The organism is Rathayibacter sp. AY1E8, from assembly GCF_002931415.1.
GTDB lineage: Bacteria > Actinomycetota > Actinomycetes > Actinomycetales > Microbacteriaceae > Rathayibacter.
In genome coordinates this window covers 24478-46979 of the sequence record NZ_PSVI01000020.1, presented here as the reverse complement: position 1 = coordinate 46979, position 22502 = coordinate 24478, and the positions used below count along the sequence as shown (strand labels likewise).

The following is a 22502-nucleotide window of genomic DNA, read 5'->3' as shown; positions in this document are numbered from 1 at the left end:
CTACATGGCGGTGCTCTCGCGGCCGGCGAGGGCTTGCTGGTGACGGTAGAGGGTGGCGCGACTCCAGCCAACGAGTCGTGCTGCGTCTTCGGCGGTGCGGCCCTTCGCTCGAGCATCGGAGTCGATGGCGAGCTTGTCGGCGATTACTGCAGGATCGGACAGTGGGCGGCCGAAGCGTGTGCCGTTCTGCCGCGCCGCTGCGATCCCCGCATTCACCCGCTCGACGATCAGTTCGCGCTCGTACTCGGCGAGGGTGGCCAGCATGTTGAGCATCAGCCGGCCCGTCGACGTCGCCGGATCGATGCCATCAGAGATAGACCGGACGTGGATGCCGCGGTCACGCAGCAGGTTCACCGTGTTCAGGACGTCCATCAAGGAGCGGCCAAGCCGATCAACTCGCCACACGACCACGGTGTCACCGGACTCTGCATGCTCGAGGAGCTTCTTCATCCCTCGGCGCTCGATCGCGGTCTTGCTCCCGGAGGTGACATCAGCGAACACGTCGCGCTTTTGAACGCCGACAGCCACCAGCGCGTCGAGCTGCAACTGCGCATCCTGACTCGATGTGCTCACGCGGGTGTATCCAAGAAGTCTCACTCGACCAGTGTGACTCACAAACTCCTCGCAGTCATGACCCTGAGACGGTTTCTGTTGAGACGCATTTTCGAGACATCTGCGACCTCGGAATCGCGCGGACCTGACACCGCGACAGCGATGCCGACCGGGCGTCTCAGAAAGCTGTTGTTTTCCGAGATGCAGTTGATGTTGCAGGTACGGTGTCTCCGTGCCGAATAGTTTCGCTCCCGTGGACCCCGTCGCGCTCACGCAGTCTTTGATCCGATGTGCTTCGGTCACCCCGAGCGACGATGGAGCCCTCGATGTCGTGGCAGGCGTACTTGAGAGCCTTGGCTTCATCGTTCATCGGCTGGACTTCGATGGCACCCCGAATCTCTACGCCCGCCGAGGAATCGACGGACCGCACCTGTGCTTCGCCGGTCACACCGATGTCGTTCCCCCAGGCTCTAACGAGTGGAGCTCCGACCCCTTCGATGCGACACTCCGCGACGGGACGATCATCGGTCGAGGTGCCAGCGATATGAAGGGCGCCATCGCCGCTTTCCTCGCAGCGGTCTCGCAGACGCAGCCCGAAGTGCTCGACCTTGGGTCGGTCAGCCTCCTGATCACCGGAGACGAAGAGGGGCCGGCCACGGGTGGCACCGTGCGTGTGCTCGAGTGGCTCGCCGATCGCGGCGACATGCCGGACTTCACCCTTGTCGGCGAAGCGACGAACCCGGAGCGGATCGGCGACGTGATCAAGATCGGACGGCGCGGAAGCCTTAACGCCAACCTGACGGTGCGCGGGTTCCAGGGGCACGTTGCCTACCCCCACCTCGTCGACAACCCGGTGCACCGCCTCATCCGCCTTCTCAACCGACTCGCCACAACACCACTCGACGAGGGGTCCGAGTGCTTCGAGCCGTCGAGTCTCCAGATCACCACGATCGACGTCGGCAATGCGGCGAACAACATGGTGCCCGCCGAAGCAACCGCGCATCTGAACATTCGCTTTAACGACCTTCATTCAGCCGAGAGCCTCGAGGGCTTGATCCGCCGGGCGGCAGAAGAGTTCGCAACCGACTTCACCCTCTTAGTCGAGGTAAGTGCCGACCCCTTCATCACTGCTGGATCGAGCCACGTCGCGCTGTTATCCGAGGCGGTAACATCCGTGACCGGGCAAACTCCCTCGTTGGATACCGGCGGAGGAACTTCCGATGCGCGATTCATCGCCCACTATGGCGAGGTCGCCGAATTCGGCCTCATCAGCAGCACAATCCATCAGATCGACGAACACGTCGTGGTAAGCGATCTGCACCAGCTCACAGTGATTTACTGCACGTTTCTCGCAAAATTCCTGACTCGCTGAAATCCTCGGTGATCCGACGCACGCGTAGCGCGACGTCAAGGAGCGATCAAAGACTGCCGCTACAAAGCGATCAACACCACACCCATGTGCTCATTGCTTCATTTACTCATTTGAGTTCCGGTCGGCGCCGTGCCGAAGGGGTGGTTGCACTCAGTCTACGGACGGGGCCGCCCCCGCCCTCCGATCCATTGAAGGATGCCGATCGTGACGACCGAAACCACGGCGACCAGAAGGAGGAAGGGAAGAGCACCTAGAACCAGGAACAGCACGAAGCTGTCTCCACCCTCGAGCCCGTCCATGACCGCAGCCGCGACTCTAGAAGAGTCAGGACGCCGGCGTGAGCGGCCCGGTCGTGAAGTCACTCCGACCGTCCCCGCCACAGACCTGGAAATCGGAGGGCGTGTCGATTCCCGGTCCGGCGCCGTCCGAGGTGACGAGCACCCGGACAGTCGTCGCGGTCGTCGGCGTGCAGTCGTATGCGCCGACCGCCGAGAGCTGGCCCTCCGCCTGCGCCGACTCACCCGGAGCGAGAGCCCCCGGGAACGCTTCCGCACCCGACGTGCCGGCGGTGGTGAGCTGCGTCCCATCGGCACCGAGCATCAGAACGCCCGGCCACCCGAAGTACGAGCACGCCTGATCCGAGGCGTTCGTGAGCACGATCGCGAACCCTTCCTGGCCCGCCCCGGAAAGCTCGGGCCGGTCCTCCACCGTGACCGTGAGCTGCGTGTCCCGGCACGGGTCCGCCGGCCACACCGGACCAGCCGCCGCCGCACCCGCAGTCGCGGTCGCCGCCGGAGTAGCGGGGGCGGACGTCGGGGCGGCGGTCGCGGTCGACGCCGGCGCGGCGGCCGACGTCGATGCCGGAGCCCCCGCCGTCGAACCGGCGCAACCGACGAGCGCGAACACCGGAACGGCGAGCAGCAGGGCGAGAGTCGAGTGGGAGGTCCGAGTCGTCGTCATCCGGCGAATCTACCTTTGACTGCTCACTCCCAGTGCGAGACGACGGGCGGCGGGACTTCCCGCTCGTGGTTGAGCACTCGAAAAGCGATCGCGAGGACGACGCAGACGCCGGCACCGATCAATGCGGCAGCGCCAGCCACCGTCATCCACAGCGGTTGGACAGCCGAACCGTCCACGCACAGCGGATTCCACAGGAAGCTCTCGGAGCTGGAGTAGCTTCCACGAACCTCGCACGCCTCTGCCGGATCCCACATGTAGAGAGAGGACATCAACCCGAGAGCGGCGGCGAAAACGGTGAAGATCACGGCGAAAACGAGGGGGATCGCGTGATCCGGCCGAGGAGACTGTCTAACGCTCATCGGGAGGGTGCCCCCCCCGGAGTTGCCATCTCTCACCACTCATCGCCCAGCTTGCGGAGCCCGTTGTCCTCCGGCAGGGTTTGGCGCGAGTAGTCGTGCAGAACGTCGGGCGACGCAATTTCCTGTCCGTCACGTTCAACTTGACGGCTGGCCGCAATGACGACGCATGTCACGGCCACGATCAACGCCGCAGCAGTCGACAACGTCATCCATATCGGCTGAACGGTTGAACCATCTGAGCACAGCGGGTTCCAGAGGAACCCCTCTCCCGTCAGGCTGCCTCCGCCGCGGGTCCTGCACGTCTCGCTCGGGTCCCACATGTAGATGGAGGCTACGGCTCCCAGGGCGGCTGCAAGACCGCCGAAGACCAAGGCGAGAACGATGGGCGTCGCTGCACTCGGTTGCGGGGGCTCTCCAACGTTCATCGGGACATCATGCACTGCACTCCGAAGGATTGATCAAGAGCCGGAACGCCAGGCCCGGTATCGAGTACCCGCGGGGGGAGGTCATCGCGCCGCGACAGTGAGGTTCAGCTCTTCACCGACGCGCAGAATCTCGTCCGAAGGGAAGCGGAACGGGTTGAGGTAGAACAGGTCATCGGCCGTCATGCCGAATCGTGCCGCGACGTCCTCTGCGAGGTCGTTGCGAGCGACCGTGTACGACGTCGGCACTCCGTCCGTGGATGACACCTCGCCACGCGCTGCTGCACGTGGGCCGGCGTCCCGGGCCACGAGGGTGCTGCGCTGCGGCTCCACGTTCCACTGGACGTCAGCGATGGCGAGGATTTTGGTTGAGCAGTCGGGGTCGTCCTGCGGGCGGGTCGTGAGAACGAGTTGATTGATCGCTGTCGGGTCGCCATGGAACTCTGCGAGGTTCCGCCACGCTTTGTAGGGCTTCCCTGACTCCGCGTCCGCAAGACGCATCGGGAAATCGACGTCGAAACAGGTGGTATCCGCGTCGATCGGATCGAGCGCTCCCATGACCGCTACGGAACCGGAAGACGCGGTGGGGATGACGAGCTCGTCGGATGTCAGGGCCAGCCGGCCGTCCGCCGCGCTCAACTGGACGGCGCCGGTGGTCCCGTCGTTCCCGGTGAAGGTCGCCACGCCTAGATCGCCGGTCAGCGGGGAGGTGAAGCCGTCGTCCGTGTTCGTCGCCGGTGGCGGAGTCGGTGGTGCAGGCTGCGCCGTGCATCCCGTCATGACCACTAGGCATGCCGCGACCGCGACCGTGTTGCGCACTTTCGAGAACGTCCCCACCGGCTCAGGTTAAGCGACGTCATCGCTTTCCTCGTGGTCGCGTCTCGGCCTGAGATGCTCAGCACGGTTCGGAAAGGGGAACGTCTGTCGCGGGCCAGCAGGAAGCCCAACGGCTCCTAGGCTGACCCGATGAGTTCCCCGGCACCGACCAGCCCTTTCGTGGGTGTAGTGCGCATCGCGGTCGGTGCAGCCGCGATCGCGGTGATCCTCGACACCTACGCGCATCCCTGCCGGCGACCCGAATCCGTTCGACTACTTCGGCTACTTCACGAACCAGACCAGCCTCCTCGCGAGCGCGGTGCTCATCGTCGCCGGATCGGTCGCGCTCGCCCGCCGTCCGACGCCGGTGTGGCTGAGCTACGTCCGCGGCGCGGCGACGGCCTACTCGATCGTCGTCGCCGTGATCTACAACACCCTCGTACCCGGTACCGGGACGGCTCCGCCCTGGGTCAGCGCCGTCCTGCACGTGGTGCTCCCCGCGCTCGTCCTCCTCGACTGGATCGTCGTCGCCGACCGCGGACCGCTCTCCTGGCGCCGGCTGTGGGTGGTCCTGCCCTACCCGATCGTCTGGGTCGTCGTCGTGCTCGTCCGCGGAGCGACCGACGGGTGGGTGCCCTACGGCTTCCTGCTCCCCGAGAACGGGACGCTCTCGCTCGTCCTGCACGTCGCCGGGCTGACCTGCGCGGTGCTCCTCGCGGGCGCGCTGGTCTGGGCGCTGAGCCGACGCCGTGCCTCATCTAGTTGATGTCCAGTCCTCTCTCGCCATGGATCACGAGGAGCTCTGACTCCCGACGTCAGGCGCATCACCTCTCGTATGCGTCCCGACTCGGCCCCGGCGCGCTCTGATCACGCGCAACACGAGATTGATCACCAGCAACCCCGCTCCAGCCGGGATGGCACCGGCCGTAAGAATCAACGCTTGGAAAAGGAGCGGCTGGCTCATCGGCACGGGGGTCAACGACATCGGAAAGACGACGTTCTCGAGCAGGACGGGAAACAGGCCGATAGCGATCCCGCATCAGAGGGCACTCACCACAGCTGGAAGCCACGCGACGAGAACAGGACGACGCGAGAGCCTCCGGGGAGCGACGTAACCTCCGACAGCGGCAACGACGATCCAGATGATGACACCTACACCGCCGGCGCCGATCGCGATGGCTCCCTCGGATGGATCCGCGTCCGTGATCCCCAGAGCCACCATGAAGCTGCTGAACACCAGAACCAGGGCGGCGAGCACAGTGACCACGCCGGCGGCGGTCCAGCCGATGAACGCGTTCACAGATCCATCGGATGCTGAAGTCGAGAGACGTGACGCGGTGGAAGCAGTCGTCATCGTGGGACACCTTCGTTGGTTGTTGCGCGGTAGTCGGACCGACAGATTCCCACCACCGCTAGTATGCATCGCACGCTAACATGCAAAGCATGACAGTCGACGTGGGGGCCCAGATCCGGAAGGGCGTGGTGGAGTACTGCGCCCTCGGGCTCCTATCGCGGGAGCCGATGTACGGCTGGCGCCTGTCGGAGGAGCTGGTGTCGCTGGGCATGATCGCCAGCATCGGCACGCTCTACCCGGTGCTCGGGCGGTTGAAGGATCGCGGTTTGATCACCTCCTACGCAGGGGAGAGCGGTTCGGGCCCGGTCCGGAAGTACTACAAGCTCACCCCCTCCGGACAGGCCGAGCTGGGCGAGTTCCGCCGCCAGTGGGAGCCCTTCACCCGTTCCGTCCAAGCGATCGTGGCAGGAGACGACACATGACCCCGACCAGCGCACCCCGCGAGGTCCAGACCTACTTGAAGCGGCTCGATCGGGCGCTACGGCCCGTCCCTCGTGACGTCGCCTCCGCGATCCGAGACGGGATAGATGAGGAGCTGGCCGGCCTCGAGCCGGCAGAAGCCATCGAGCGCGTGCGGTCCTTCGACGAACCGGAATCCATCGCGGCCGCCGCCCTGGGCGAGAGCCGCACCCACCCCACGCCAGCCGGCCGCGCGAGGGTGATCTGGATCGTCGCCGCCGGAGCCGTCATCGTCCTCGCGGTCGCCCTGGTTTCGACGTGGGCTCTCGCACCTGGCCCCACCCCTGAGGCGACCAGTTCCTCTGTCGTCGCCTACCCGATGCCCGATCTTGGTCCCTCTCCCGCCCCAACACCTCTCGCGCCCGACGAGCAGGAGCAGCTGCGCATCCAGGAGCAGGACCGCCAATGGGAAGGAGTCCTGGCAGGCTTCCCTGACGCGACGAGACCCGCCGACCCGTTCCAGGAATACCGCGACCCGAACGATTCGACAGCACTCCTGGGCTGCCTCACCGCGGCCGGCCTAACGGTCGACCTCGGCTCGAACGCCGCCGGCGGCGGACCCGTCAGCATCATGACGTCCGCCTCGACGGAAGCCGAATCGGTCGCCGCGTTCACCTGCTGGTCGAGCTATCCCACGACCCCCGTGGTGCCCATGACGTCCGAGCAGATCGACTACCTCTACAGCTACCTGACCGAGTACCTCGTGCCCTGCTACGAAGCGAACGGCATCGAGAACCCCGACGCGCCCAGCCGCACCGACTTCATCGACCAGTGGCCGAACCAGGGATGGTTCCCCAGCACGAGCGAAGCGTGGCTGACCGACGACGAGCAAGAAGCGATTGACGAAGCCTGCACTCGACCCATTTGACGGACCGTCTTACAGGCGTCCCGTTTGGGGATCGTTCACCGGTCGCGTATGCAGCTACGGGCAGCGGTAGGTCTTCGCGAAGTCGGTTGCCGTGAACTGCCTTCCCTCGGTCATCGAGTTGAGCGACGGGCAGATGTCGTTGTTGTGCGCCGCCGCTACGAAGGGGGTCGCTGCTTGTGGGACGCAGCCGTAGTCCTGGTCGGGCTGGTCGAGGATGCGCAGCTGACCCGTCTCCCCGGCGGCGAGGTGAAGATCGGACCAGGAGCAGGACCAGGTGAGTGAGGCTCCGGTGTCGTTAGTGATGCTGACGTAGTGCGAAGGGCCATGCACGCCGAACAGCAGATCACCCACCCACAGAACCGCGGCCGCCAGGACGGCTAGAGCGCCCAGCACGAGCGACAGTCTCAACAACCGTCGTTGGCGGGGTGATGTCTGCCGGTCCGGCGAGAGTCCACTCGGATCCCAACTGTCCAGACGTTCAACCACGGCGTATCCACCCCTCGGCGCGACGAGAAGCGGCCTCGACCGCCGCCGCGCTCGTTCCCTTGAGTTCTCCCACGGGAGAACAGTAGGCGTGACGCGGCTCTCACCACGAGGAGCAACCGACTCGCGACCGAGAGCGTCCCGTAAGGGGATCGCTGAACGGGCCGCCTGTATCGGCCGGAGGTTCATCCCTCGCTCAGAGCGGGGGGACCGATCTAGGGTGTGGACATGAGCCGTCGCCCAGCAGCACTCGTGGTGATCGCGGTGAGCCTCTGTGCGCTGACGGCCTGCACACCGAGCCCCGTCGACCCGGCCGAGGTGGCGCAGTGGCGTTTGGATCGCCAGGTCGAGATCGATGCTGACGGCCCCTACCTCGCCGTGCTGTAGTCCGACTCCGAGGCTGGTCAGGACGGCGACCGCATGCAATCGGTCTTCGGTGAGCCGCATTCGCCAACGTCCATCACCTTCTACTGCTACGGCGACGGCACTCTCGACCTGCATCTCGACTCCTCGGCGGTAACTGGCGCATCAACCACAACGACGAGCGCGGTGGAGACGATCGACTGCACCGCGGGCCCGCACGAGATGGACCCGGCGTCCCTGGGCGCCGACCCGATCGACTTGCTCGGTATCGCGACGACAAAGGCCAGTCGTGACACCGCCTGGTTCCTAACCGTGCGCAGCGCCTAGACCGAGCCCAGTGCGACTGGCTGGCTGCCCGGAAAGCCGTCCCGTAGGGGGATCGTCCACCGAAACGGTGATCTTGTAGGGAGTCGTCGGGTGCCTATGCCCCTCCGGCGTTGTTATCCGAGTAGGGCGTCCGCGCCGAGTTCAGCGAGCCGGTGGTCGCGTTCTGGCTCGTCGGCGGTGATGGTGATGACGGCGTCGCGTGCAGCGTCTACGACGACGTACTGTCCTCGTGCACCGTCGAGTCGCCAGCAGTCACGCGGTCCGTCCCAGCCCGCTAAGCCGTAGCGCGTGAACGGAGCGGGGCCGCCCGTGTCGATCCACGAACTGTGCATGCGGTCGATCCGTTGTGCACTGATCAACTGTCGGCCGTTCCACATCCCGCGGTCGCGGAGGAGCTGGCCGACGCTGGCTAACTCCTCCGTTCGCAGCTCGAGGCCGCTGCCGGCGATGATCCATCCGTGCGGGCATCGGTGCCACTCGGGATCGTCGATGCCCAGCGGTGTGAACAGCCTGGGGATCAGCCAGTCTCGGACGTCGCCGACGATCGCGCCCAGCATCCGCATCGCGACGTACGTGCTGGCGTCGGAGTACTGGAAGACGAGGCCGGGCCCGCGGGAAGGCTTGCTGAGCATGGCGTGTGCAAGGTCGGCTTCCGGCCAGGGGTCGCTCTCGAACCACGGGAAGTCGATACCGCTGGTCATCGACAGCAGGTGCTCGATCGTCACTCCGTCGACGTCCGCTCCGAGGGAGGCGGCTGGTAGCAGCTGTCCGACCCGCGAGGCAGGGGTCAGCAGTTCCTCATCGAAGGCGAGTCCAGCGGCGAGGACCGACACGCCCTTGGAGACCGAGTAGATGTTCGTGCGGTCGTCGTTGCGCCAGCGGTGTTGTCTCTGCTGATCACCGACCCGTATGACGACGCCCAGGGCGCGGAGCCCCTCTGCGTCGACTCCGCTTACGAAGCGGCTCAGTGCCAGGTCGACGTCGATCATTTCGCCATTCTGACGCCCCTGAGCAGATGAGCAGTGATTTCCTCGACCGTCCAACCGCACCAAGGTGCCGGGAGCGTTCCGTATGGGGATCGTCTACCGGGCGGGTTGGTTGAAGGATTCTCTGGGATTGGATACTTGTTCTGGTCGACCCCTTCGGTGATCTGCCCTTGTTTCGCACGCTTGACACAAACCCTCGCCCCTTTGTATCGTCTACTCAATACAAAGGGGACGGTCATGGGTAACTGGGGCTTCGCGGAGATCACGTTGGTCGTGATCGGTGTGCTCGTCGTGGCGAGCGTCGTCGCGGGAGGAGTGTCGCTGCTGACTCAACGTCGACAGCCGCCTGCCGTAGTGCGCGCTCATCGCGTCGGCGTCGTGCGGATGGTTACCTCGGTCGCCGCCGCGCTCGTCGCTTTCGCGGTCGCGGTGCTGATTCACATAGCGAATCCGCGCTTGGAGTCGGTGCCGTTCCTGCTCGGGCTGCTGCTCGCAGCGGCTGTAGGGCTCGGCGTGTTCAGTGTGATGCCCGTGCCCTCCATCGATGGAGCGATGAGGCGACGCACGGCGAGCGTGATGCCGAGACGACTTTCGGATTACTCCACGGTTCGACAACGCGCGACCTTCGCCACGATCGCCTCGATGACTGCGCTCATCGCACTCCTGAGTGGTCTGCTGTCGAAGCCGGCGGACGATGGTCGCTGGATCTGTCCGGTGATGTTCTCGGACCCCTGCCTCGCTGGAGGGCCGTTCCTGTTCCCGGGATGGCTCTTCGCAGCGCCGGCTCTTCCCCTGATCGGTCTGCTCGTCGTTGCCGTTCGGCACGCTCTGCGCCGCGTCGTCACCTCTCCCGCTACCGCTTGGCCCGAGCTCAGCGAAACAGATACCGCGTTGCGGCGCGGCGCGGTGCGGCTCGTTCTTCGTGTTGCCAACGCCTCACTCCTACTCACGAGCACGGTCTTCCTGGGCTCGGCGGCGCTTCCGCTGATGAACGCACCTGTTCTCGAGACGGGCATGACGCCCGATTCGGCACAGCTCGCGGGGATCGTTGGACTGGTGCTCTTGGGTGTGGCCGGCGTCGTGTTCCTCGTCGGCATGGTGATGGCGGTACTGGCCGCCACGTCTCTGGCGCGCCTTCCTCGGGGTGCCGCTGACGTGTCGACGGTGATGGCGTGATGAGCATCGAGGTCGACGCTGACGATCCTCGACCGCCCTACGAGCAGATCCGCGCAGCGTTGGCGGCAGAAATCACGTCTGGCCGGTTGCAGGCAGGCCAGCGCCTCCCGACCGTTCGACAGATTGCGGGTGACCTCAGAGTGGCGGTCGGTACGGCAGCGCGCGCCTATCGGGAACTGGAAGAAGCGGGCCACGTCGAAACACGACGCTCCCAAGGCACCACAGTCAGACCCGGGCGAATCATCGCCATCGACGTCACCGCAGCTGCAGAAGCATTCGTTCGGGACGTGCGGCGAGATGACGTCGAGCTAGCGGACGTGCTCGCCGCCATAGAGAAGGCGTGGTCGACGAAGCGGTAACCACCAGGGGGCGGTCGTTCACCGTTCCGTATGGGGATGGTTCACCGAGTCAGTCGACGTGGTGAGTCAGCCGACGGTGAACTCACCAAGTTGGGTGGTCCCGTCTGTGGCGTAGACGGGGATGGTGTGCGTGATCCCGTCGTTCTGTTCCTGCCATTCGAGGGCGTCTTCAGGAGTGGTGAACGAGCGCTGCGCGGTGGTGCCGTCCGCGTCCTCGAGGTCACTCCGGCGCACGTAGCCTTGCCGGCCGTCGTCGGCAGTGACGGCGATGAGGTCCGGTTCGCCGTTCTCGTAGATGACGCCGTAGCTCTGTCCTTGCTCGTTGGTCGCCCAGTCGGTGGTTGTTGCGGTCGCGTAAGTGGCGGTGATCGACCAGCTCGCGTCCGGTGACGTGGTGATCTGCACGCTGCCGTCGATGACGTTCGACAGCGGGAAGAGCGAAGGTGCGATGCCCGGTTCAGTCCCCGTTCCGAAGTCGGTCGAGGAGCAGCCGAGGCTCGATCCGTCCGGGAAGCTGAACCGGCCCGGGGTGAGGCAGCGCAGTGAGAGGACGACGCCGTTCGCGTCGTCGGGAGTGGCGCCGAGGTCGATGGAGTCGGTGCCGGTGAAGGTGCCGGTGGTCGTGGTGCTGATCGTGGTGATGTCCATCGCTCCGGGAAGGGGGAGGAGCCCGGTGGCGGCGGCGGTCGCGGTGCCGGCGAACAGGGCGAGGGCTGTGATTCCTCCGCCGAGCCACCACCGGCGCCGCGTGGATCGTGAGCGGGCGGGAGTGTCGATGTGGTCGATGAGGGCGGTTCGGAAGGCGCCGGCGAAGTCGTCGCTCATCTGCGGGGCGGTCATGACGTTTCTCCTAGCGTCGACTGGAGGTAGAGGTCGAGCGTGGGGTGTCCGAGGTGTTCGCGCAGCGCGGTCCGAGCGCGATGCAGCTTCGTCCGGGTCGTGCCGGCGCTGAGGCCGAGCACGGGTGCGGCGTCGGTAGGGCTGTAGCCCTCGATCATCACGAGCGTGACCAGGTGCTGATCGGTCGGGGACAGTTGCGCCAGCGCAGCAGCGAGACGTTGGTCTGCGAGTTCGTCGCTCAGGGCGACGTCCTCGGCTGAACGGTGATGCTCACCGTGGGGGAGCGCGTCGAGGAGGGTGCGGTAGCGGCGGCGGCTGCGGGTGAGGTTCCGGGCGGCGTTGGTCGTGGTGACCAGCAGCCACGGCAGAACCGAGCCGTCCACGAGCCGCACCGACGCGCGTCGGCGCCAGAGCTCGAGGAACGCGATTGCCGTCGCGTCCTCGGCATCGTCGGTGTCGACCAGGAGTCGGTAGGCGTGCCTGAAGACGCGGGCGCGATGCTGATCGAAGATCAGCGCGAAAGCCGCGCCATCCCCGGAGGAGCCTCGCTCCCACGTCTCCGCGTCACCGCTCTTCGTCGCGTCCATACCTAGTAGTGTCCGGCCGGCCTCGCAGCGTTACGCGCGACGCAGATTCAGTCGTCCCGTAGGGGATCGTTCAGCGGATGGCGGCGGCTGGCTGAGAGCCTCGATCAGCGGTCTCCGTCGCCCGCAGCGGAACGAGTCCGAGTGCGCGTCTGAGGCCGAACGCGCCCGACGCAGGCCCGCATAACTCTCGCCGCCGCCGGTCCTACGTTCGGCTAGGTTCAACTCGTGTCTTCGAGTCGACCAAGTGACCTTTCCGCTTCGGCAACGACAGGAGCAAGTTTTCTTGCGCACGCGTGGATAGCCCTGCTTGTAGAGGTTTCTTAAACGATATCTGCTCTTATGATTGCTGGACCGATGCGTGAAGCGGCTTCGGGAGTGCAATACGCGTTGGCAGATGCAATTATTGAATACGCCTGGCCGTTTGCTTTGGTTGCTGTAGTTCTTCTGGCACTGTCGCCTTTGACCTCGAAGATATCGAGGTCAATTAGTGGCAGCACTAATGGTGGTTCTCGTCAACCACTAAGCGTCATGAGACAAGCTTGGCTTATTTCGTTAGTTGCGTTTGGGGTTTGCTTAATTCCCGCAACCCTTGCCAGCGCTTTCGGTTTTTTGATAGTGCCATTATTGCTAATAATTGGCATACCGTCGTCCTTTTGCGTAGTTTTGTTTTTCTTGCATAGGGCGATTGCGCGCAGTGCGCGGCGAATTAGGCCTTGAAATAGTTGGTGGCGGGCTTGCCGCCATACTCTGCGTCACGCAGTATCGCCAGCGACTGCACAATCCGCCGCTGTCCCGTATGCGGATCGGTCTCCGGGACAGATCCGACCCGGATGGACCAGTGCGCTCCTGCCGTTCACTCGCTGGTCCGAGAGTGATGGTGTGCATACACTGTCGCTCAATGCTTCCGCCGTGATCGCGGGCGTAATCACTCTCCTCGCCCTCGTCGCGGGCGTCTTCCTCGACGGATTCACGTTTGCGTGCAACGAGTCCCTTCCTCCTCAGTGCACGGGGTTCCACGTCGCGTGGCCGGCTCTGTGCTCTGTCGCCCTCGCGAACCTCGTTCTCCTGGTCGTAGCGATGCGCGTCAGCACGCGCTCCCACGCTCGATGGAGGTCGCTGCTGCTCGCCTTGGGGGTGGTCGGCGCCGTCACCAGCTGGGTTCTGGCTCTGCGTACCGCCGTGATCGTCGGTTGAGCAGACCACGGCACGTTCCGTATAGAGATCATTGACCGGTCAGCCATCGATCTTCTGAGGTATCGGACGAGCGGTCGGATGGACCGAGGGGGTGGGGTCGTATGGCGGAGTCGTGTCCCGAGGGGAGTCGAGGGACGCCAACCCCAGGAGGGTGATCGTCGCCACAAGAGCGCAGGCAGCAGTGATGAGCGCCGCGAGCAGTAGCCGCTCAAGGGTGCGCATGGCACGAGGTTATGGCACGAGGTGAGCGGCTTAGGCCGTTCCGCGCGCATACCGTATGGGGATCGTTCAGTGGGTCGTCTCTCCGCCGGGTTCGGCGGTTCAGTGAGAGAGTGCCCTTGCTGTCAGCTCGCGCAGACCTACAGGTTCTTGCCGAGCTGGGTCCAGCCGCAGTGTTCAGCCCGGAGTGCGCAGCGGGCCGGGCCGAACAATTAGCTAGCGAAGGACCGTGTAGCAGCTGCTTCAACCGGTGTGTTTGGGCGAGCCCCAGGGTTCCAGGTGCGTGATGGGTAGACGAGGGCGAGACCGGCAGCTGCAATCCAGCACGCCGTCCAGAGGCCGTGTCCGGGAGTGCCGTCGGCGCTGCCCCATTCGACCCAGAAGAACCCGGGGTCTGCCACAGGGCAGGCGAGAACAACTGCTGCAACCGTCGCTACCCCTGCGGGAACCCAGGGAACGAGGCGTGCGACCACCAGGGCTACAACGACGAGAGCGAGGGCGCCCCAGAGGTACAGAAGGGGCATGAGGTCGTAGGACGACATGGCGTCAGCGCAGGACGGGTTCATTTTATTCCATCTAGCGCCTGTGCATGCCTGCCAGTAGGACGACGTTGCCCAGGTCACCCACAGCGCGACGCCCATGAGCGTAGCTGCGCACGCCAACCGGACCAGAGCCTTGGTGTGCTGACGTCGCCCCATGCTCGAAATGCTAGTCCGCCGACCGTCCCGCTGAACGATGGGTTACCGGTCGGGCAGGTGATCATCCGGATTGATGTCCGCTCGCTGTAGAGGTCCGTCGTAGACGCTGCCGGTGCTCCACATGGCGATGACGGCCCACCCGAGGTCGGCGTGTGCGATCGTGCCCTCCGGGATGGTGCGCGAGAAGAGGGCGTAGTCGATCCCGTCGACAGAGAGTATCGAGACGGTCCATCCGTCTCGGTCTTGGGCGAGAGCGAGCGAACGAGCTTCGACTTCCTCGATCACGGCGACCCCATCGCGCTTTCGGGAGTCTGTGGGGAGCGTGCCAAGGAGGAGACAGCCGGCGGCGAGGGAGGCGATCGTCACAGGGTCGGTCACCATCCCGTGTACGTGATCGCGGGGTCCGACGCGAGTCCCGGGTCGCACCATAGTGCGGACCGAGCAACGCGCGACGTGCAGTCCGCGATCGATCGCGATCGTCGTGTCTTCATCGGTGCCGGCGCCATGAGTCGTGGTCCACAGCTCGCGGCCTGACAGAGGGATGAGCGTCTGCATGTGCTCATCCAAGCCTGTGTCCGTGGTCGTGCCAAGGAGTCGTCGCTCATTCACGCTGCCTTGCTCCGGGTGGTGTCCGTTAGGGGATTGCCACCCGGGCGGATGGGGCCGTTTCGTACGGCTCCCATTACGTTCGGGCTGGTGCCGGACATGTACTCGGTATGAGCACCCGAAACGGAGCACCCGTGGCCGACCCACTCGACGACCTGATCCGCCGCGCCGCACCACCCACCCGCCAGTCGTATCCCGCGTTGCGCGGCGATGCGGACCGTCTTGCTCGCCTGACGATCGAGGAGGTCGGCGACAGCACCCGTCGTCCGCGGCGACGTCGCAACCTGTGGCTGGTCGGCGCGCTGAGCGTCGCCGGCCTGAGCCTAGGCATCACGGGCGCGGTGGCAGGCCCCGCGATCCTCGACTGGGCAGGCTTCACCCCCGACGCAGCCGTGCAGCGCTCCTTCGACCTCGGAGACGGGCAGGGCAACGTTCTCTGCCAGGTCGCGATTCGCGTCGAGCCGGACTACTCCGCCGGCCAGGGCGCAGACGTCGAGCGTGAGGCGCGCGAAGCGCGCGTCTTCCTCAGTACCCACGACTGGGACCCGACGATCGCGAGCGTCGACGCCGAAGCCAGACGTACCGTCATCGAGCAGGAGCAAACAGAGGCAGACACCCGTGGCTTCACGGCGGATCCTGGGATCGCGGTGACCCGGCTGATCGCGGACCGCATCATCGAGCAGTTCAGAGAGGCCGGATACGGCGAAGGCGTGTCCATTGAATCGGCTGGCGGCTGCAACATTACCGAGGAGCAGGCGCCGTGAAGGCGAAGAGGACCGCCGTCTTGAAGGCCGTCTACCTCGCCAACGCCTCCGACCTGCTCAGCTACTTCGAGCGACGCGTCTCGCCCGTCGCGGATGCAGCGGATCTACTCAGCGACACCTACCTCGTCGCTTGGCGCAAAGTCGACTCCATCCCAACGGATCCCGAGCAAGCACGAATGTGGCTGTTCGGCGTCGCCCGCCGCACCCTCGCCAACGCTCAGCGGGGAAATGCCCGCCGCTCCGATCTGGCCATGAAATTCGCCGGGACATTGCGGGCGATGCCACTCGAGGACCCCACCGCGGAGCATCTCGACGTCCGACGAGCGCTCGACGCGATCGCTCCCGACCAGGCGGAGCTCATCAAGCTCGTGCTCTGGGACGGATTCACCGTCATCGATGCCGGCAACATCCTCGGCCTCTCCGCCAGCACCGCCCGCGGACGATACCAACGCGCCCGCACAGCTCTCCGCGAACTGCTCACAGAGAACGAGCTCGTCACGGACGGCACCAGCTAGCTAGGCGACGTCGAACGCACCCCGTTCCGTAAGGGGATCGTTGACCGGCAGAGGGGCTCTCCGCTATGTCCTCGCTCGATCTTCCTGCGACTCGGTGATGAGCTCCTGCTTGCGTTCGGCTCTGAGCGCGACGACGGTTCCCGCGAGAGCGAGGGCGGCGGCTACGGTGAAGAGGGCGGTGGCGTCCCACCTGTAGTGGTGGATCGTGATCTCTGGCGAGGTCTCGCTGGCTGCGTCGGTGCAGGACAGGGTATTGCCGGGCTGCGTCCAGCGGTCTCCTGTGGCATCGTCCAGTACAGCGTCGTCGGGGTGGATCCGCACCGTTGAGTCGTTCGGAATTTGCTGTCTAAGCATCGCTTCGACTAGGCGCTGATTTTAACAATAGATGATACTAAGAAAGAAATCCCGAGAACAAGCATTGCTATAGAAACAAATAATACGGTGGCCGGGGTTGATGACCTGGCGACACGTTCCGCCCTGTTCCCGTAAATTCTCCGTATCATCCTCGCGTTGAAGCGCGCGTAAGCCTTTCCTTTCCATGTCAGCAATATTGCGGCGGTAATGAAAATAATGCCTGCTACTAGTTGAATATATCGTTCGTCCATTGGTTATACTTCTCTTCTGCTCGTAGGGACAACGCACTCGTCGCCACAGGAGAAACCCGAAGCGGCGATTCTGTTGCCGGCCGCCCGCTCACCGCCAGCAGTTCTGGTCGTGGGAAAACCTAGCTCTTCCGGCACGCCTGATGAGCTGCGTGGAGTTGGACCCAAGCAGTGGGCGGTGTAGCTCGACATGTCCCGTACGGGGATGGGTTACCGGTCAGCGCAGCTTCGGCGCGCGGACCTGCTCGCCGGGCGCGCTCAAATCGGATACCCGAAGTAGCGTTCGATCCAGCTCGAGTTGCTCATCACGCGCGGTCCGTCGTATCGGGCCCAGAGCGTTTCTTCGGCAGTGACTGTGAAGTTCACGGTGTCGAGGGCTGCCAGTATCGGTGACAAGTCCTCTGGTTCGACCAGCGCATCGAACTCCTCGCGTGTATACGCTTCCTGGGCTTCGAGGGCAATGAAGCAAAGGTCCCCGTGTCGGCTGATGCAGATGACGAGGTTCGCCGAAGTGCGGTTTGCTGCACCGTCGACCGTGACGTGCGTGAAGGTCGCGGAGTCCTGCCATTCCCAGGGACGATCCGCCGTTACAGCACTGGGAAAGCTCTCATCGAGCAGTGCGACGAGGGCGTCCACCTTTGCCGCCAGTCGCTGACCGTCGAAGTCAACCGGCTCATCGCCGGGCCCAGGGATGTCCAGCTCGCGCAACCGCCGCTCAAGCGCGATTCCCTCTAACCACATGCCTCAAGTCTCTCCCTAGCTGTAGTTCGGCGCCTCCCAGAGCAGTGCCGAAGAGGGCGCACGGGTATTTCATCGGAGGATTATCCAGCGGGCGTCCGGTAGGGGATGGTTCATCGGGTGCGCTGGTAGTCACTTGACGCGGTTGGCGAGGCCGAGCTGCCCGCAGACGTCGGAGGTACCGGGAATGACAGCTGCAATGCCGTCGGGCATGACGCAGACGGTCAGTTCGGAGGGAATCTGTCCTGGTCGAAGGTCGACTGGTGAGCCATTCGCCGTGTCGACGTCAAGTGCGCCCTGCCTCCACAGGTCGGAGCAGAACGCGATCGCGTCCGGGATCGGCACCTGATCGCCGCTGCCGGGTATTCCGTCTTGTGTTGCGAGGGCTCCTGTGGTGCCGGGGAACTCGGACCCATTGCGTTCTGCTCGCGCGAAGCAAGCGACCGTCATGGTGTCGGACACCGGCGCTTGGGCGAAGACGAGTCCGCCCGAGACCGCGGCGAGGATGACGGCCGCGGGAACCGCGGCGATCGCGATCCGGTGACGTCGGTGGCGCCCGCTGCCTGGGTCATTCTCTGCGGCCTGCGCGATCACCGTTCGGAGGGCGAGGGTACGGTCGTGCTCTGGTGCTGTCATGTCAGTACTCCGCGGGTCGGAAGGTGTGGGGAAGTGTCCGCCTGCGTGTGAACTCATCGCGTAGGCGACCTCGGGCGCGGGACAGTCGGGACTTCACCGTCCCGACCGGAATGCGCAGCACGGCGGCTGCTTCCTCGAGGGTGAGCTGCTCAATGACGCAGAGCGCGAGGATCTGCTGATCCGCCGGCCGCAGCATCGTCAGTGCAGCTCTGATGGTGCGGCTGCGTTCGGCGGATGCCGCTGCGGCTGCCACCGTCACTGCTGGATCGGGCGCGTTGACAGGAGGTGGAAGAGTGCGCAGCATCCGCTCGTATCGGCGTCGACCGCGACCGATGTTCCGGGTGACGTTCAGGGCGACGACGAGCAGCCACGCGGCGAGCGAGTCGTTGACGAAGCGGACGTCGGCGCGCTTACGCCACGCCTCAAGGAACACGACGGCCGCGGCATCCTCCGCGTCGACGGACTCCCCGAGCAGTTGACGGCAGTAGGCCCGAACGCGCAGGTGATACCGGTCGAAGATCAGCGCGAATGCCCGCGGATCAGCCCCCGTCGCGCGCCGCCAGACCTCGCGATCCGTCTCCCATTCCACACCCATGCCTAGAAGTGTCCGCTTGATCGAGTTGGTTCCAAATCAAACTCAAGTGATACAACTCGACGTGAAACCGGCAGGGCGTTGAGGAGACGTCAGCCAGTCCCGTTTGGGGATCCTCGAGCGGAGAGTTGCAAAGCGGATCTCGTCTGAGACGATCGGCTCGGATCGGACACCACTAGGCATGAGCACGCCACCGGAAGCAGCAGCACTCGCGCGAGACGCTGCGGCGCGCACCGATGACGCCGCCCTGATGGACGGCGCGAGGCGAGGCGACCGGGCTGCGTTCGGCCGGCTCTACGACCGGCACGCGGCGACGACCTACCGCTACGCCCTCAGCATCGTCCGCACGCCCACCGACGCCGAAGACGTCGTGCAAGACGTGTTCCTCACCACGTGGACGCGGATCAACGACGTCGCGATCGTGGACGCGTCCGCCCTCCCGTGGCTGCTCACCACCGCCCGGTTCACCGCGCTGAACCTCCTCCGAACCAAGACCCGTGCACGGAACCGCACCGAGGACGCGGACCTGTCGCTGCACCCGGATCGACGTGGCACCCCTGACGAGGAAGTCACGAGACGCCAGCTCGCCGCGGCGATCGAGGAAGCCGTCTCCGAGCTCTCCGAGACCGATCAAGCGTTGTACTACCTGTGCATCGAACAGGGCAGCAGCTACGCCGACGCCGCGAAAGCACTCGGCTCCACCCACGGCGCCATCCGCAACCGGCTCAGCCGGCTGCGGATCACGCTCCGCACCACCCTGCGCCCCTTCGAAAGGGAGAACTGATGACCCACGACCTCGGCCCCACCACGGAACAGCTCACCAGGATGCGCGCCACCATCCTCACCGACATCGCTGCCCGCCACCGCTCCACCAAGCGCCGCCGCCTCGTCGGGCTCGGCCTCGCGGCCGTCGTCGCGATCGGCACCAGCGCCGCCGCGATCACCGTAACGCAGGCCAGCAACGACGAAGCAAACACGAGCTTCGACTGCTACTCCGTCGCCGACGTCCGCGCTGACCACACCACGAGCATCCTCGTGGACGACGACCGCAACGCATTCGAGCTGCTTCCACTGTCCGAGCGGGTCGCCGCCGCCCTCGAACGATGCGAAGCGAGCTGGAGCGCCGTCCCCGACGAGCCCTACCCGGGAAGCGGACCCATCAACGTACCTAACCCGACGGTCTGCGTCCTCGCGGACACCAGGCTCGGCGTCTTCCCGAACAGAGCGGGCCAGCCCACTGGCCCCTTCTGCGAAGGACTCGGCCTGGCAGCGCCGGCACTCGCGGCATCTGCCGACTGAGCCATCCCACGGAAGGCGTTACGTCCCGTAAGAGGATCGACTGGCGGGCTATTCCTCGATCGGTTCAGCGCCCTCGAGCGGAGTCAGCGTCGCCCAGAATCCGTTCCCGGAACTGAGGTACAGGCGGAGGGGCTGGTCGGTGTCCATCGGGTCTCCGTCCGGGTAGAGGTCGGTGCCGCTGCACGCATCAGGCATCGACACGACGCGGATTGTCTCTCCTGCAATGAACGGTCCCTTCTCTGTCTCATCCACGGTGACCATGTATGCGGATGCTGCGACGCTGAAGACGCTCTGAGTTCCCGAGGCGCGAGGGGAGGCGGTCGTGATGACCGCTTCGGCGACCTCGTAGCGGGCTTCCGCGGATCCAAAATACGCCCAGCCCGGGCATCCCGACGTCTGCACCGCCGGCGCGCAGCCGGCGGCGGTGAGCAGCGCCGCTCCGGTTGTGAGTGCGGCAGCAACTGGAATGCGGTGACGCGAACCCGAGGTCATGCCGGTGACGCTACCCGCTCAGCTCCGTCCCATATGGGGATCGGCTAACGAGACCGCGTGCCGTACAAGGCGCTCTTCACTCCCCGCCGTTCACTCACCGAATGAGCGAACAAGCTGTGCCCGTCGACGTTCTGCGCGTGCACGGTGCGTCACCGCTGGCGCGATGATGTCGTGCTCGTCGTGGAGGGCGATCCGCGCGTGGTGTCGGTTAATCTCGTCGCTGTCCTCTGCGATGAGTTCGATTGCTCGTCTGGGTCGGTCGGCGCGGAATAGTACTGCCCAGCGCACCTCGACCGACCGGTCGCGCGCCAGCCGGAGCAACTGCTCGTCATTGGGGTACTGGAGTCCGCCCTCTGCGGCTCCGGCGCGGACGGCGCGATCGCGGTCGGTGATGAGACGCTCCATCTGTGTCAGGGAGATGCGGGGGTTGCGCGCGCACATGCCGCGGACAACCGGTGACGGGTCGGTGAGAAGCGACTCGAAGATCTCCAAGTCGTCGGTGGTCTGAGCCGTCCGGCCACGAGTCTCCCCGAAGGGATCCGCCGCGAGTGTTCTCTGTACCGCAAGGGCGAGCGACCTTTGGTCGTCGTCCGCGTACAGGTGGGCAAGGATCGCACGGACCCACTTGTCCGTTGATTTCGCCGCGATCTCGTGGAGTTGCGGGCGTTCACGAAGGCTGCTGGCGGCGGCGAGGCGCACGGCGTCGACGTCATCAGCGAGGAGACGCCCGATCGTCAGGTCATCCGCAGCGGCGTTCTCGGCAACAGCGATGCGCACCTGTTTCGACTCGTGCCCGGCGAGTGCCCGCGGGAGCACAGCGTCCACCGACGACTCTGCCCGAAACTTTGCCGAACGAATTGAGGGCATGACCACGATCATGTCAGCAGGCGTCGCGGTCGATGCGGGGGAACCAGTCCCGTACCAAGGCGGTAGGAGTTTCAGTCTCGATAGCCGATCGTGCACCGGACGGATTCGTTAGGGGTTCTCGCTCGCCGGCCCTTCTGTGTCAGCGAGGAAGGTGGCGGCGAGTCGAGCGACCTTCTGGCGGTATCGCTCGCCGGCTCCGATGCCTCGCGCGTCGAGCTCGTCATCGACCTCGATAAGCGGCTGCGCAGCTGCCGGTCCGTCGTGACCGATCCGGTCGTGCACCCAGGATGAGAAGGAGCGGAGATCCCAGTCGCCGGTGAGGAAACGACGGCATGCGACGCGCAGCGCGAGAAGCGGGATCTCCTCACCGTCCCGATCCAATGGCCGCGCGCCCGCTTCGATGAGTGCCGCCGAGCTGAGGTCGAAGACGTCGGCGGGAGTGGCGCTGGAGTAGAGGGACGCGAGAGCGACAAGGGACTCGCTGTCACTCCCTGCTGCGACGAGATTCGCTGCCAGAGCGATCACGTCTCGGGGCTGGACCAGCCCGAAGAGGAGAGCGGCTGTCGTTTCGCGCAGGGTCGGGATCGAAGGGTCATCACGGTCTTCTGCATCGTCTCGCATCCGACCTCCTCCGACCAGTCGCTCGCTGCCGCCCCGCGCTGCTGTCGCGGCGGCGGCGTCAGCGCGACTCGACACGTCGATCGGAACCGGTCGGTGACAGGTCGGCCCGTGGCTGAACCCGTGCTCGAGCTCGTAGACGCATTCCGAGCAGACGTGACCGCCGGCCGGTCCGGCATCCGCGACGTGCTCCACCCACGGGTGAGAGCACGCGCTACAGGCCTCAGCGAGCAGGGAGCGGAACCGAGCGCGGCGCGAACGGCGAGCGTCAGCTCGCGGGCGCCAACGCGGGAGGCCGAACATCCCGTGAGCGTAGCGAGCGCATCGCCACGCCGTCGCGCGCTCCGCCGTGCTTCCATCGCTTCTGGCGTCCCGTAAG

The 22502-nt window shown here is 65.3% G+C and carries 30 protein-coding genes; 12 read left to right on the top strand and 18 right to left on the bottom strand.

The genetic code is table 11. The features are described 5' to 3' along the window. Window positions 1–597, bottom strand: coding sequence for a recombinase family protein (locus C5C74_RS08035; RefSeq protein WP_104340386.1), 597 nt, complete (start codon window positions 595–597; stop codon window positions 1–3). 208 nt (window positions 598–805) lie between these two features. On the opposite strand from C5C74_RS08035, the gene dapE reads away from it, so the two are divergent. Next, window positions 806–1924 (top strand): succinyl-diaminopimelate desuccinylase, encoded by a 1119-nt coding sequence (gene dapE / locus C5C74_RS08030; protein WP_219813448.1) that lies wholly within the window; start codon window positions 806–808, stop codon window positions 1922–1924. 324 nt (window positions 1925–2248) lie between these two features. Here dapE and C5C74_RS08025 read toward each other — a convergent pair whose 3' ends face one another. The 4 genes from C5C74_RS08025 to C5C74_RS08010 form a co-directional block, all read right to left on the bottom strand. Beyond that, the gene (locus C5C74_RS08025) at window positions 2249–2884 is read right to left on the bottom strand and encodes a DUF4232 domain-containing protein (RefSeq protein WP_104248284.1); all 636 of its coding nucleotides are present in this window, start codon (window positions 2882–2884) and stop codon (window positions 2249–2251) included. A gap of 23 nt (window positions 2885–2907) precedes the next feature. After that, complete coding sequence (locus C5C74_RS08020) at window positions 2908–3189, bottom strand: hypothetical protein (RefSeq protein WP_104223367.1); 282 nt, start codon at window positions 3187–3189, stop codon at window positions 2908–2910. 86 nt (window positions 3190–3275) lie between these two features. Then, window positions 3276–3452: a hypothetical protein gene (locus tag C5C74_RS17370; RefSeq protein ID WP_181027276.1), complete on the bottom strand. Its 177-nt coding sequence runs from the start codon at window positions 3450–3452 to the stop codon at window positions 3276–3278. A 297-nt stretch (window positions 3453–3749) separates the two neighbouring features. Beyond that, entirely contained in the window at window positions 3750–4502 is a 753-nt protein-coding gene (locus C5C74_RS08010; RefSeq protein ID WP_146083031.1) for a LysM domain-containing protein, read from the bottom strand. 298 nt (window positions 4503–4800) lie between these two features. Here C5C74_RS08010 and C5C74_RS08005 point away from each other — a divergent pair, with 298 nt between their 5' ends. After that, entirely contained in the window at window positions 4801–5247 is a 447-nt protein-coding gene (locus tag C5C74_RS08005) for a Pr6Pr family membrane protein (RefSeq protein WP_258064122.1), read from the top strand. Between the two features lie 273 nt (window positions 5248–5520). Here C5C74_RS08005 and C5C74_RS08000 read toward each other — a convergent pair whose 3' ends face one another. Further along, window positions 5521–5781: a hypothetical protein gene (locus C5C74_RS08000; protein ID WP_104223363.1), complete on the bottom strand. Its 261-nt coding sequence runs from the start codon at window positions 5779–5781 to the stop codon at window positions 5521–5523. 143 nt (window positions 5782–5924) lie between these two features. Here C5C74_RS08000 and C5C74_RS07995 point away from each other — a divergent pair, with 143 nt between their 5' ends. Beyond that, the gene (locus C5C74_RS07995; RefSeq protein WP_104223417.1) at window positions 5925–6257 is read left to right on the top strand and encodes a PadR family transcriptional regulator; all 333 of its coding nucleotides are present in this window, start codon (window positions 5925–5927) and stop codon (window positions 6255–6257) included. Further along, the gene (locus C5C74_RS07990) at window positions 6254–7162 is read left to right on the top strand and encodes a hypothetical protein (RefSeq protein WP_104223362.1); all 909 of its coding nucleotides are present in this window, start codon (window positions 6254–6256) and stop codon (window positions 7160–7162) included. The genes C5C74_RS07995 and C5C74_RS07990 overlap by 4 nt, the downstream gene beginning before the upstream one ends. A 54-nt stretch (window positions 7163–7216) precedes the next feature. On the opposite strand, the gene C5C74_RS07985 is transcribed toward C5C74_RS07990, so the two are convergent. After that, window positions 7217–7570 (bottom strand): hypothetical protein, encoded by a 354-nt coding sequence (locus C5C74_RS07985; protein ID WP_146082270.1) that lies wholly within the window; start codon window positions 7568–7570, stop codon window positions 7217–7219. Window positions 7571–7873: 303 nt separating this feature from the next. Between C5C74_RS07985 and C5C74_RS17365 the strand changes: the two genes are divergently transcribed. Both C5C74_RS17365 and C5C74_RS07980 read left to right on the top strand, forming a co-directional pair. After that, window positions 7874–8032 (top strand): hypothetical protein, encoded by a 159-nt coding sequence (locus C5C74_RS17365; protein WP_181134669.1) that lies wholly within the window; start codon window positions 7874–7876, stop codon window positions 8030–8032. Between the two features lie 33 nt (window positions 8033–8065). Then, window positions 8066–8335 (top strand): hypothetical protein, encoded by a 270-nt coding sequence (locus C5C74_RS07980; protein ID WP_104351292.1) that lies wholly within the window; start codon window positions 8066–8068, stop codon window positions 8333–8335. 113 nt (window positions 8336–8448) lie between these two features. Here C5C74_RS07980 and C5C74_RS07975 read toward each other — a convergent pair whose 3' ends face one another. Further along, a complete protein-coding gene (locus tag C5C74_RS07975; protein WP_104351291.1) occupies window positions 8449–9324 on the bottom strand; it encodes a serine hydrolase in 876 nt (291 codons plus the stop codon). 234 nt (window positions 9325–9558) lie between these two features. On the opposite strand from C5C74_RS07975, the gene C5C74_RS07970 reads away from it, so the two are divergent. Further along, window positions 9559–10497, top strand: a complete 939-nt coding sequence (locus C5C74_RS07970) for a hypothetical protein (RefSeq protein WP_104263144.1) — start codon at window positions 9559–9561, stop codon at window positions 10495–10497. After that, window positions 10497–10856, top strand: a complete 360-nt coding sequence (locus C5C74_RS07965; protein ID WP_104263145.1) for a GntR family transcriptional regulator — start codon at window positions 10497–10499, stop codon at window positions 10854–10856. The genes C5C74_RS07970 and C5C74_RS07965 overlap by 1 nt, the downstream gene beginning before the upstream one ends. A gap of 66 nt (window positions 10857–10922) precedes the next feature. Here the strand turns inward: C5C74_RS07965 and C5C74_RS07960 are convergent, their stop codons facing one another. From C5C74_RS07960 to C5C74_RS07945, 3 genes are all read right to left on the bottom strand, one after another. Continuing rightward, window positions 10923–11696, bottom strand: a complete 774-nt coding sequence (locus tag C5C74_RS07960) for a peptidase M56 family protein (protein ID WP_104351290.1) — start codon at window positions 11694–11696, stop codon at window positions 10923–10925. After that, window positions 11693–12283: an RNA polymerase sigma factor gene (locus C5C74_RS07955; protein WP_104351289.1), complete on the bottom strand. Its 591-nt coding sequence runs from the start codon at window positions 12281–12283 to the stop codon at window positions 11693–11695. Before C5C74_RS07955 ends, C5C74_RS07960 begins: the two co-directional genes overlap by 4 nt. 2153 nt (window positions 12284–14436) lie before the next feature. Further along, complete coding sequence (locus tag C5C74_RS07945; RefSeq protein WP_104351287.1) at window positions 14437–14949, bottom strand: hypothetical protein; 513 nt, start codon at window positions 14947–14949, stop codon at window positions 14437–14439. Between the two features lie 185 nt (window positions 14950–15134). Between C5C74_RS07945 and C5C74_RS07940 the strand changes: the two genes are divergently transcribed. Both C5C74_RS07940 and C5C74_RS07935 read left to right on the top strand, forming a co-directional pair. Further along, window positions 15135–15764: a hypothetical protein gene (locus tag C5C74_RS07940; RefSeq protein WP_104258120.1), complete on the top strand. Its 630-nt coding sequence runs from the start codon at window positions 15135–15137 to the stop codon at window positions 15762–15764. Beyond that, entirely contained in the window at window positions 15761–16279 is a 519-nt protein-coding gene (locus tag C5C74_RS07935; RefSeq protein WP_104263150.1) for an RNA polymerase sigma factor, read from the top strand. Before C5C74_RS07940 ends, C5C74_RS07935 begins: the two co-directional genes overlap by 4 nt. Window positions 16280–16342: 63 nt before the next feature. Here the strand turns inward: C5C74_RS07935 and C5C74_RS07930 are convergent, their stop codons facing one another. The 4 genes from C5C74_RS07930 to C5C74_RS07915 form a co-directional block, all read right to left on the bottom strand. Further along, entirely contained in the window at window positions 16343–16633 is a 291-nt protein-coding gene (locus tag C5C74_RS07930; protein ID WP_146083030.1) for a hypothetical protein, read from the bottom strand. Window positions 16634–17139: 506 nt separating this feature from the next. Further along, window positions 17140–17622, bottom strand: a complete 483-nt coding sequence (locus C5C74_RS07925; protein WP_104258118.1) for a hypothetical protein — start codon at window positions 17620–17622, stop codon at window positions 17140–17142. A 129-nt stretch (window positions 17623–17751) separates the two neighbouring features. Beyond that, window positions 17752–18213 (bottom strand): hypothetical protein, encoded by a 462-nt coding sequence (locus C5C74_RS07920; protein ID WP_146083029.1) that lies wholly within the window; start codon window positions 18211–18213, stop codon window positions 17752–17754. Window positions 18214–18256: 43 nt separating this feature from the next. Further along, complete coding sequence (locus C5C74_RS07915) at window positions 18257–18850, bottom strand: RNA polymerase sigma factor (protein ID WP_104226387.1); 594 nt, start codon at window positions 18848–18850, stop codon at window positions 18257–18259. A 247-nt stretch (window positions 18851–19097) separates the two neighbouring features. On the opposite strand from C5C74_RS07915, the gene C5C74_RS07910 reads away from it, so the two are divergent. Both C5C74_RS07910 and C5C74_RS07905 read left to right on the top strand, forming a co-directional pair. Further along, on the top strand, window positions 19098–19631 hold the full coding sequence (locus C5C74_RS07910; protein WP_181134668.1) for an RNA polymerase sigma factor: 534 nt from the start codon (window positions 19098–19100) through the stop codon (window positions 19629–19631). Continuing rightward, window positions 19631–20146: a hypothetical protein gene (locus C5C74_RS07905; RefSeq protein WP_104258115.1), complete on the top strand. Its 516-nt coding sequence runs from the start codon at window positions 19631–19633 to the stop codon at window positions 20144–20146. Before C5C74_RS07910 ends, C5C74_RS07905 begins: the two co-directional genes overlap by 1 nt. A 48-nt stretch (window positions 20147–20194) precedes the next feature. On the opposite strand, the gene C5C74_RS17040 is transcribed toward C5C74_RS07905, so the two are convergent. From C5C74_RS17040 to C5C74_RS07895, 3 genes are all read right to left on the bottom strand, one after another. Then, window positions 20195–20638, bottom strand: a complete 444-nt coding sequence (locus tag C5C74_RS17040; RefSeq protein ID WP_146083028.1) for a hypothetical protein — start codon at window positions 20636–20638, stop codon at window positions 20195–20197. Between the two features lie 90 nt (window positions 20639–20728). Next, window positions 20729–21517, bottom strand: a complete 789-nt coding sequence (locus C5C74_RS07900; protein ID WP_146083027.1) for a hypothetical protein — start codon at window positions 21515–21517, stop codon at window positions 20729–20731. Between the two features lie 96 nt (window positions 21518–21613). Beyond that, a complete protein-coding gene (locus C5C74_RS07895; RefSeq protein WP_104351284.1) occupies window positions 21614–22126 on the bottom strand; it encodes a hypothetical protein in 513 nt (170 codons plus the stop codon). Window positions 22127–22502 lie beyond the last annotated feature (376 nt).

What these genes read in the sequence shown, in the direction of transcription:
- C5C74_RS07905 (WP_104258115.1), top strand. Translation starts at nt 19,631, where the DNA reads ATGACCCACGACCTCGGCCCCACCACGGAACAGCTCACCAGGATGCGC.
- C5C74_RS07930 (WP_146083030.1), bottom strand. Translation starts at nt 16,633, where the DNA reads ATGCTTAGACAGCAAATTCCGAACGACTCAACGGTGCGGATCCACCCC.
- C5C74_RS07970 (WP_104263144.1), top strand. Translation starts at nt 9,559, where the DNA reads ATGGGTAACTGGGGCTTCGCGGAGATCACGTTGGTCGTGATCGGTGTG.
- C5C74_RS07995 (WP_104223417.1), top strand. Translation starts at nt 5,925, where the DNA reads ATGACAGTCGACGTGGGGGCCCAGATCCGGAAGGGCGTGGTGGAGTAC.
- C5C74_RS07910 (WP_181134668.1), top strand. Translation starts at nt 19,098, where the DNA reads ATGGACGGCGCGAGGCGAGGCGACCGGGCTGCGTTCGGCCGGCTCTAC.
- C5C74_RS07915 (WP_104226387.1), bottom strand. Translation starts at nt 18,850, where the DNA reads ATGGGTGTGGAATGGGAGACGGATCGCGAGGTCTGGCGGCGCGCGACG.
- C5C74_RS07965 (WP_104263145.1), top strand. Translation starts at nt 10,497, where the DNA reads ATGAGCATCGAGGTCGACGCTGACGATCCTCGACCGCCCTACGAGCAG.
- C5C74_RS07925 (WP_104258118.1), bottom strand. Translation starts at nt 17,622, where the DNA reads ATGTGGTTAGAGGGAATCGCGCTTGAGCGGCGGTTGCGCGAGCTGGAC.
- C5C74_RS07980 (WP_104351292.1), top strand. Translation starts at nt 8,066, where the DNA reads ATGCAATCGGTCTTCGGTGAGCCGCATTCGCCAACGTCCATCACCTTC.
- C5C74_RS17365 (WP_181134669.1), top strand. Translation starts at nt 7,874, where the DNA reads ATGAGCCGTCGCCCAGCAGCACTCGTGGTGATCGCGGTGAGCCTCTGT.
- C5C74_RS07990 (WP_104223362.1), top strand. Translation starts at nt 6,254, where the DNA reads ATGACCCCGACCAGCGCACCCCGCGAGGTCCAGACCTACTTGAAGCGG.
- C5C74_RS07955 (WP_104351289.1), bottom strand. Translation starts at nt 12,283, where the DNA reads ATGGACGCGACGAAGAGCGGTGACGCGGAGACGTGGGAGCGAGGCTCC.
- C5C74_RS07945 (WP_104351287.1), bottom strand. Translation starts at nt 14,949, where the DNA reads ATGCAGACGCTCATCCCTCTGTCAGGCCGCGAGCTGTGGACCACGACT.
- C5C74_RS08025 (WP_104248284.1), bottom strand. Translation starts at nt 2,884, where the DNA reads ATGACGACGACTCGGACCTCCCACTCGACTCTCGCCCTGCTGCTCGCC.
- C5C74_RS07900 (WP_146083027.1), bottom strand. Translation starts at nt 21,517, where the DNA reads ATGATCGTGGTCATGCCCTCAATTCGTTCGGCAAAGTTTCGGGCAGAG.
- C5C74_RS17370 (WP_181027276.1), bottom strand. Translation starts at nt 3,452, where the DNA reads ATGACGTTGTCGACTGCTGCGGCGTTGATCGTGGCCGTGACATGCGTC.
- C5C74_RS17040 (WP_146083028.1), bottom strand. Translation starts at nt 20,638, where the DNA reads ATGACCTCGGGTTCGCGTCACCGCATTCCAGTTGCTGCCGCACTCACA.
- C5C74_RS07895 (WP_104351284.1), bottom strand. Translation starts at nt 22,126, where the DNA reads ATGCGAGACGATGCAGAAGACCGTGATGACCCTTCGATCCCGACCCTG.
- C5C74_RS07960 (WP_104351290.1), bottom strand. Translation starts at nt 11,696, where the DNA reads ATGACCGCCCCGCAGATGAGCGACGACTTCGCCGGCGCCTTCCGAACC.
- C5C74_RS07975 (WP_104351291.1), bottom strand. Translation starts at nt 9,324, where the DNA reads ATGATCGACGTCGACCTGGCACTGAGCCGCTTCGTAAGCGGAGTCGAC.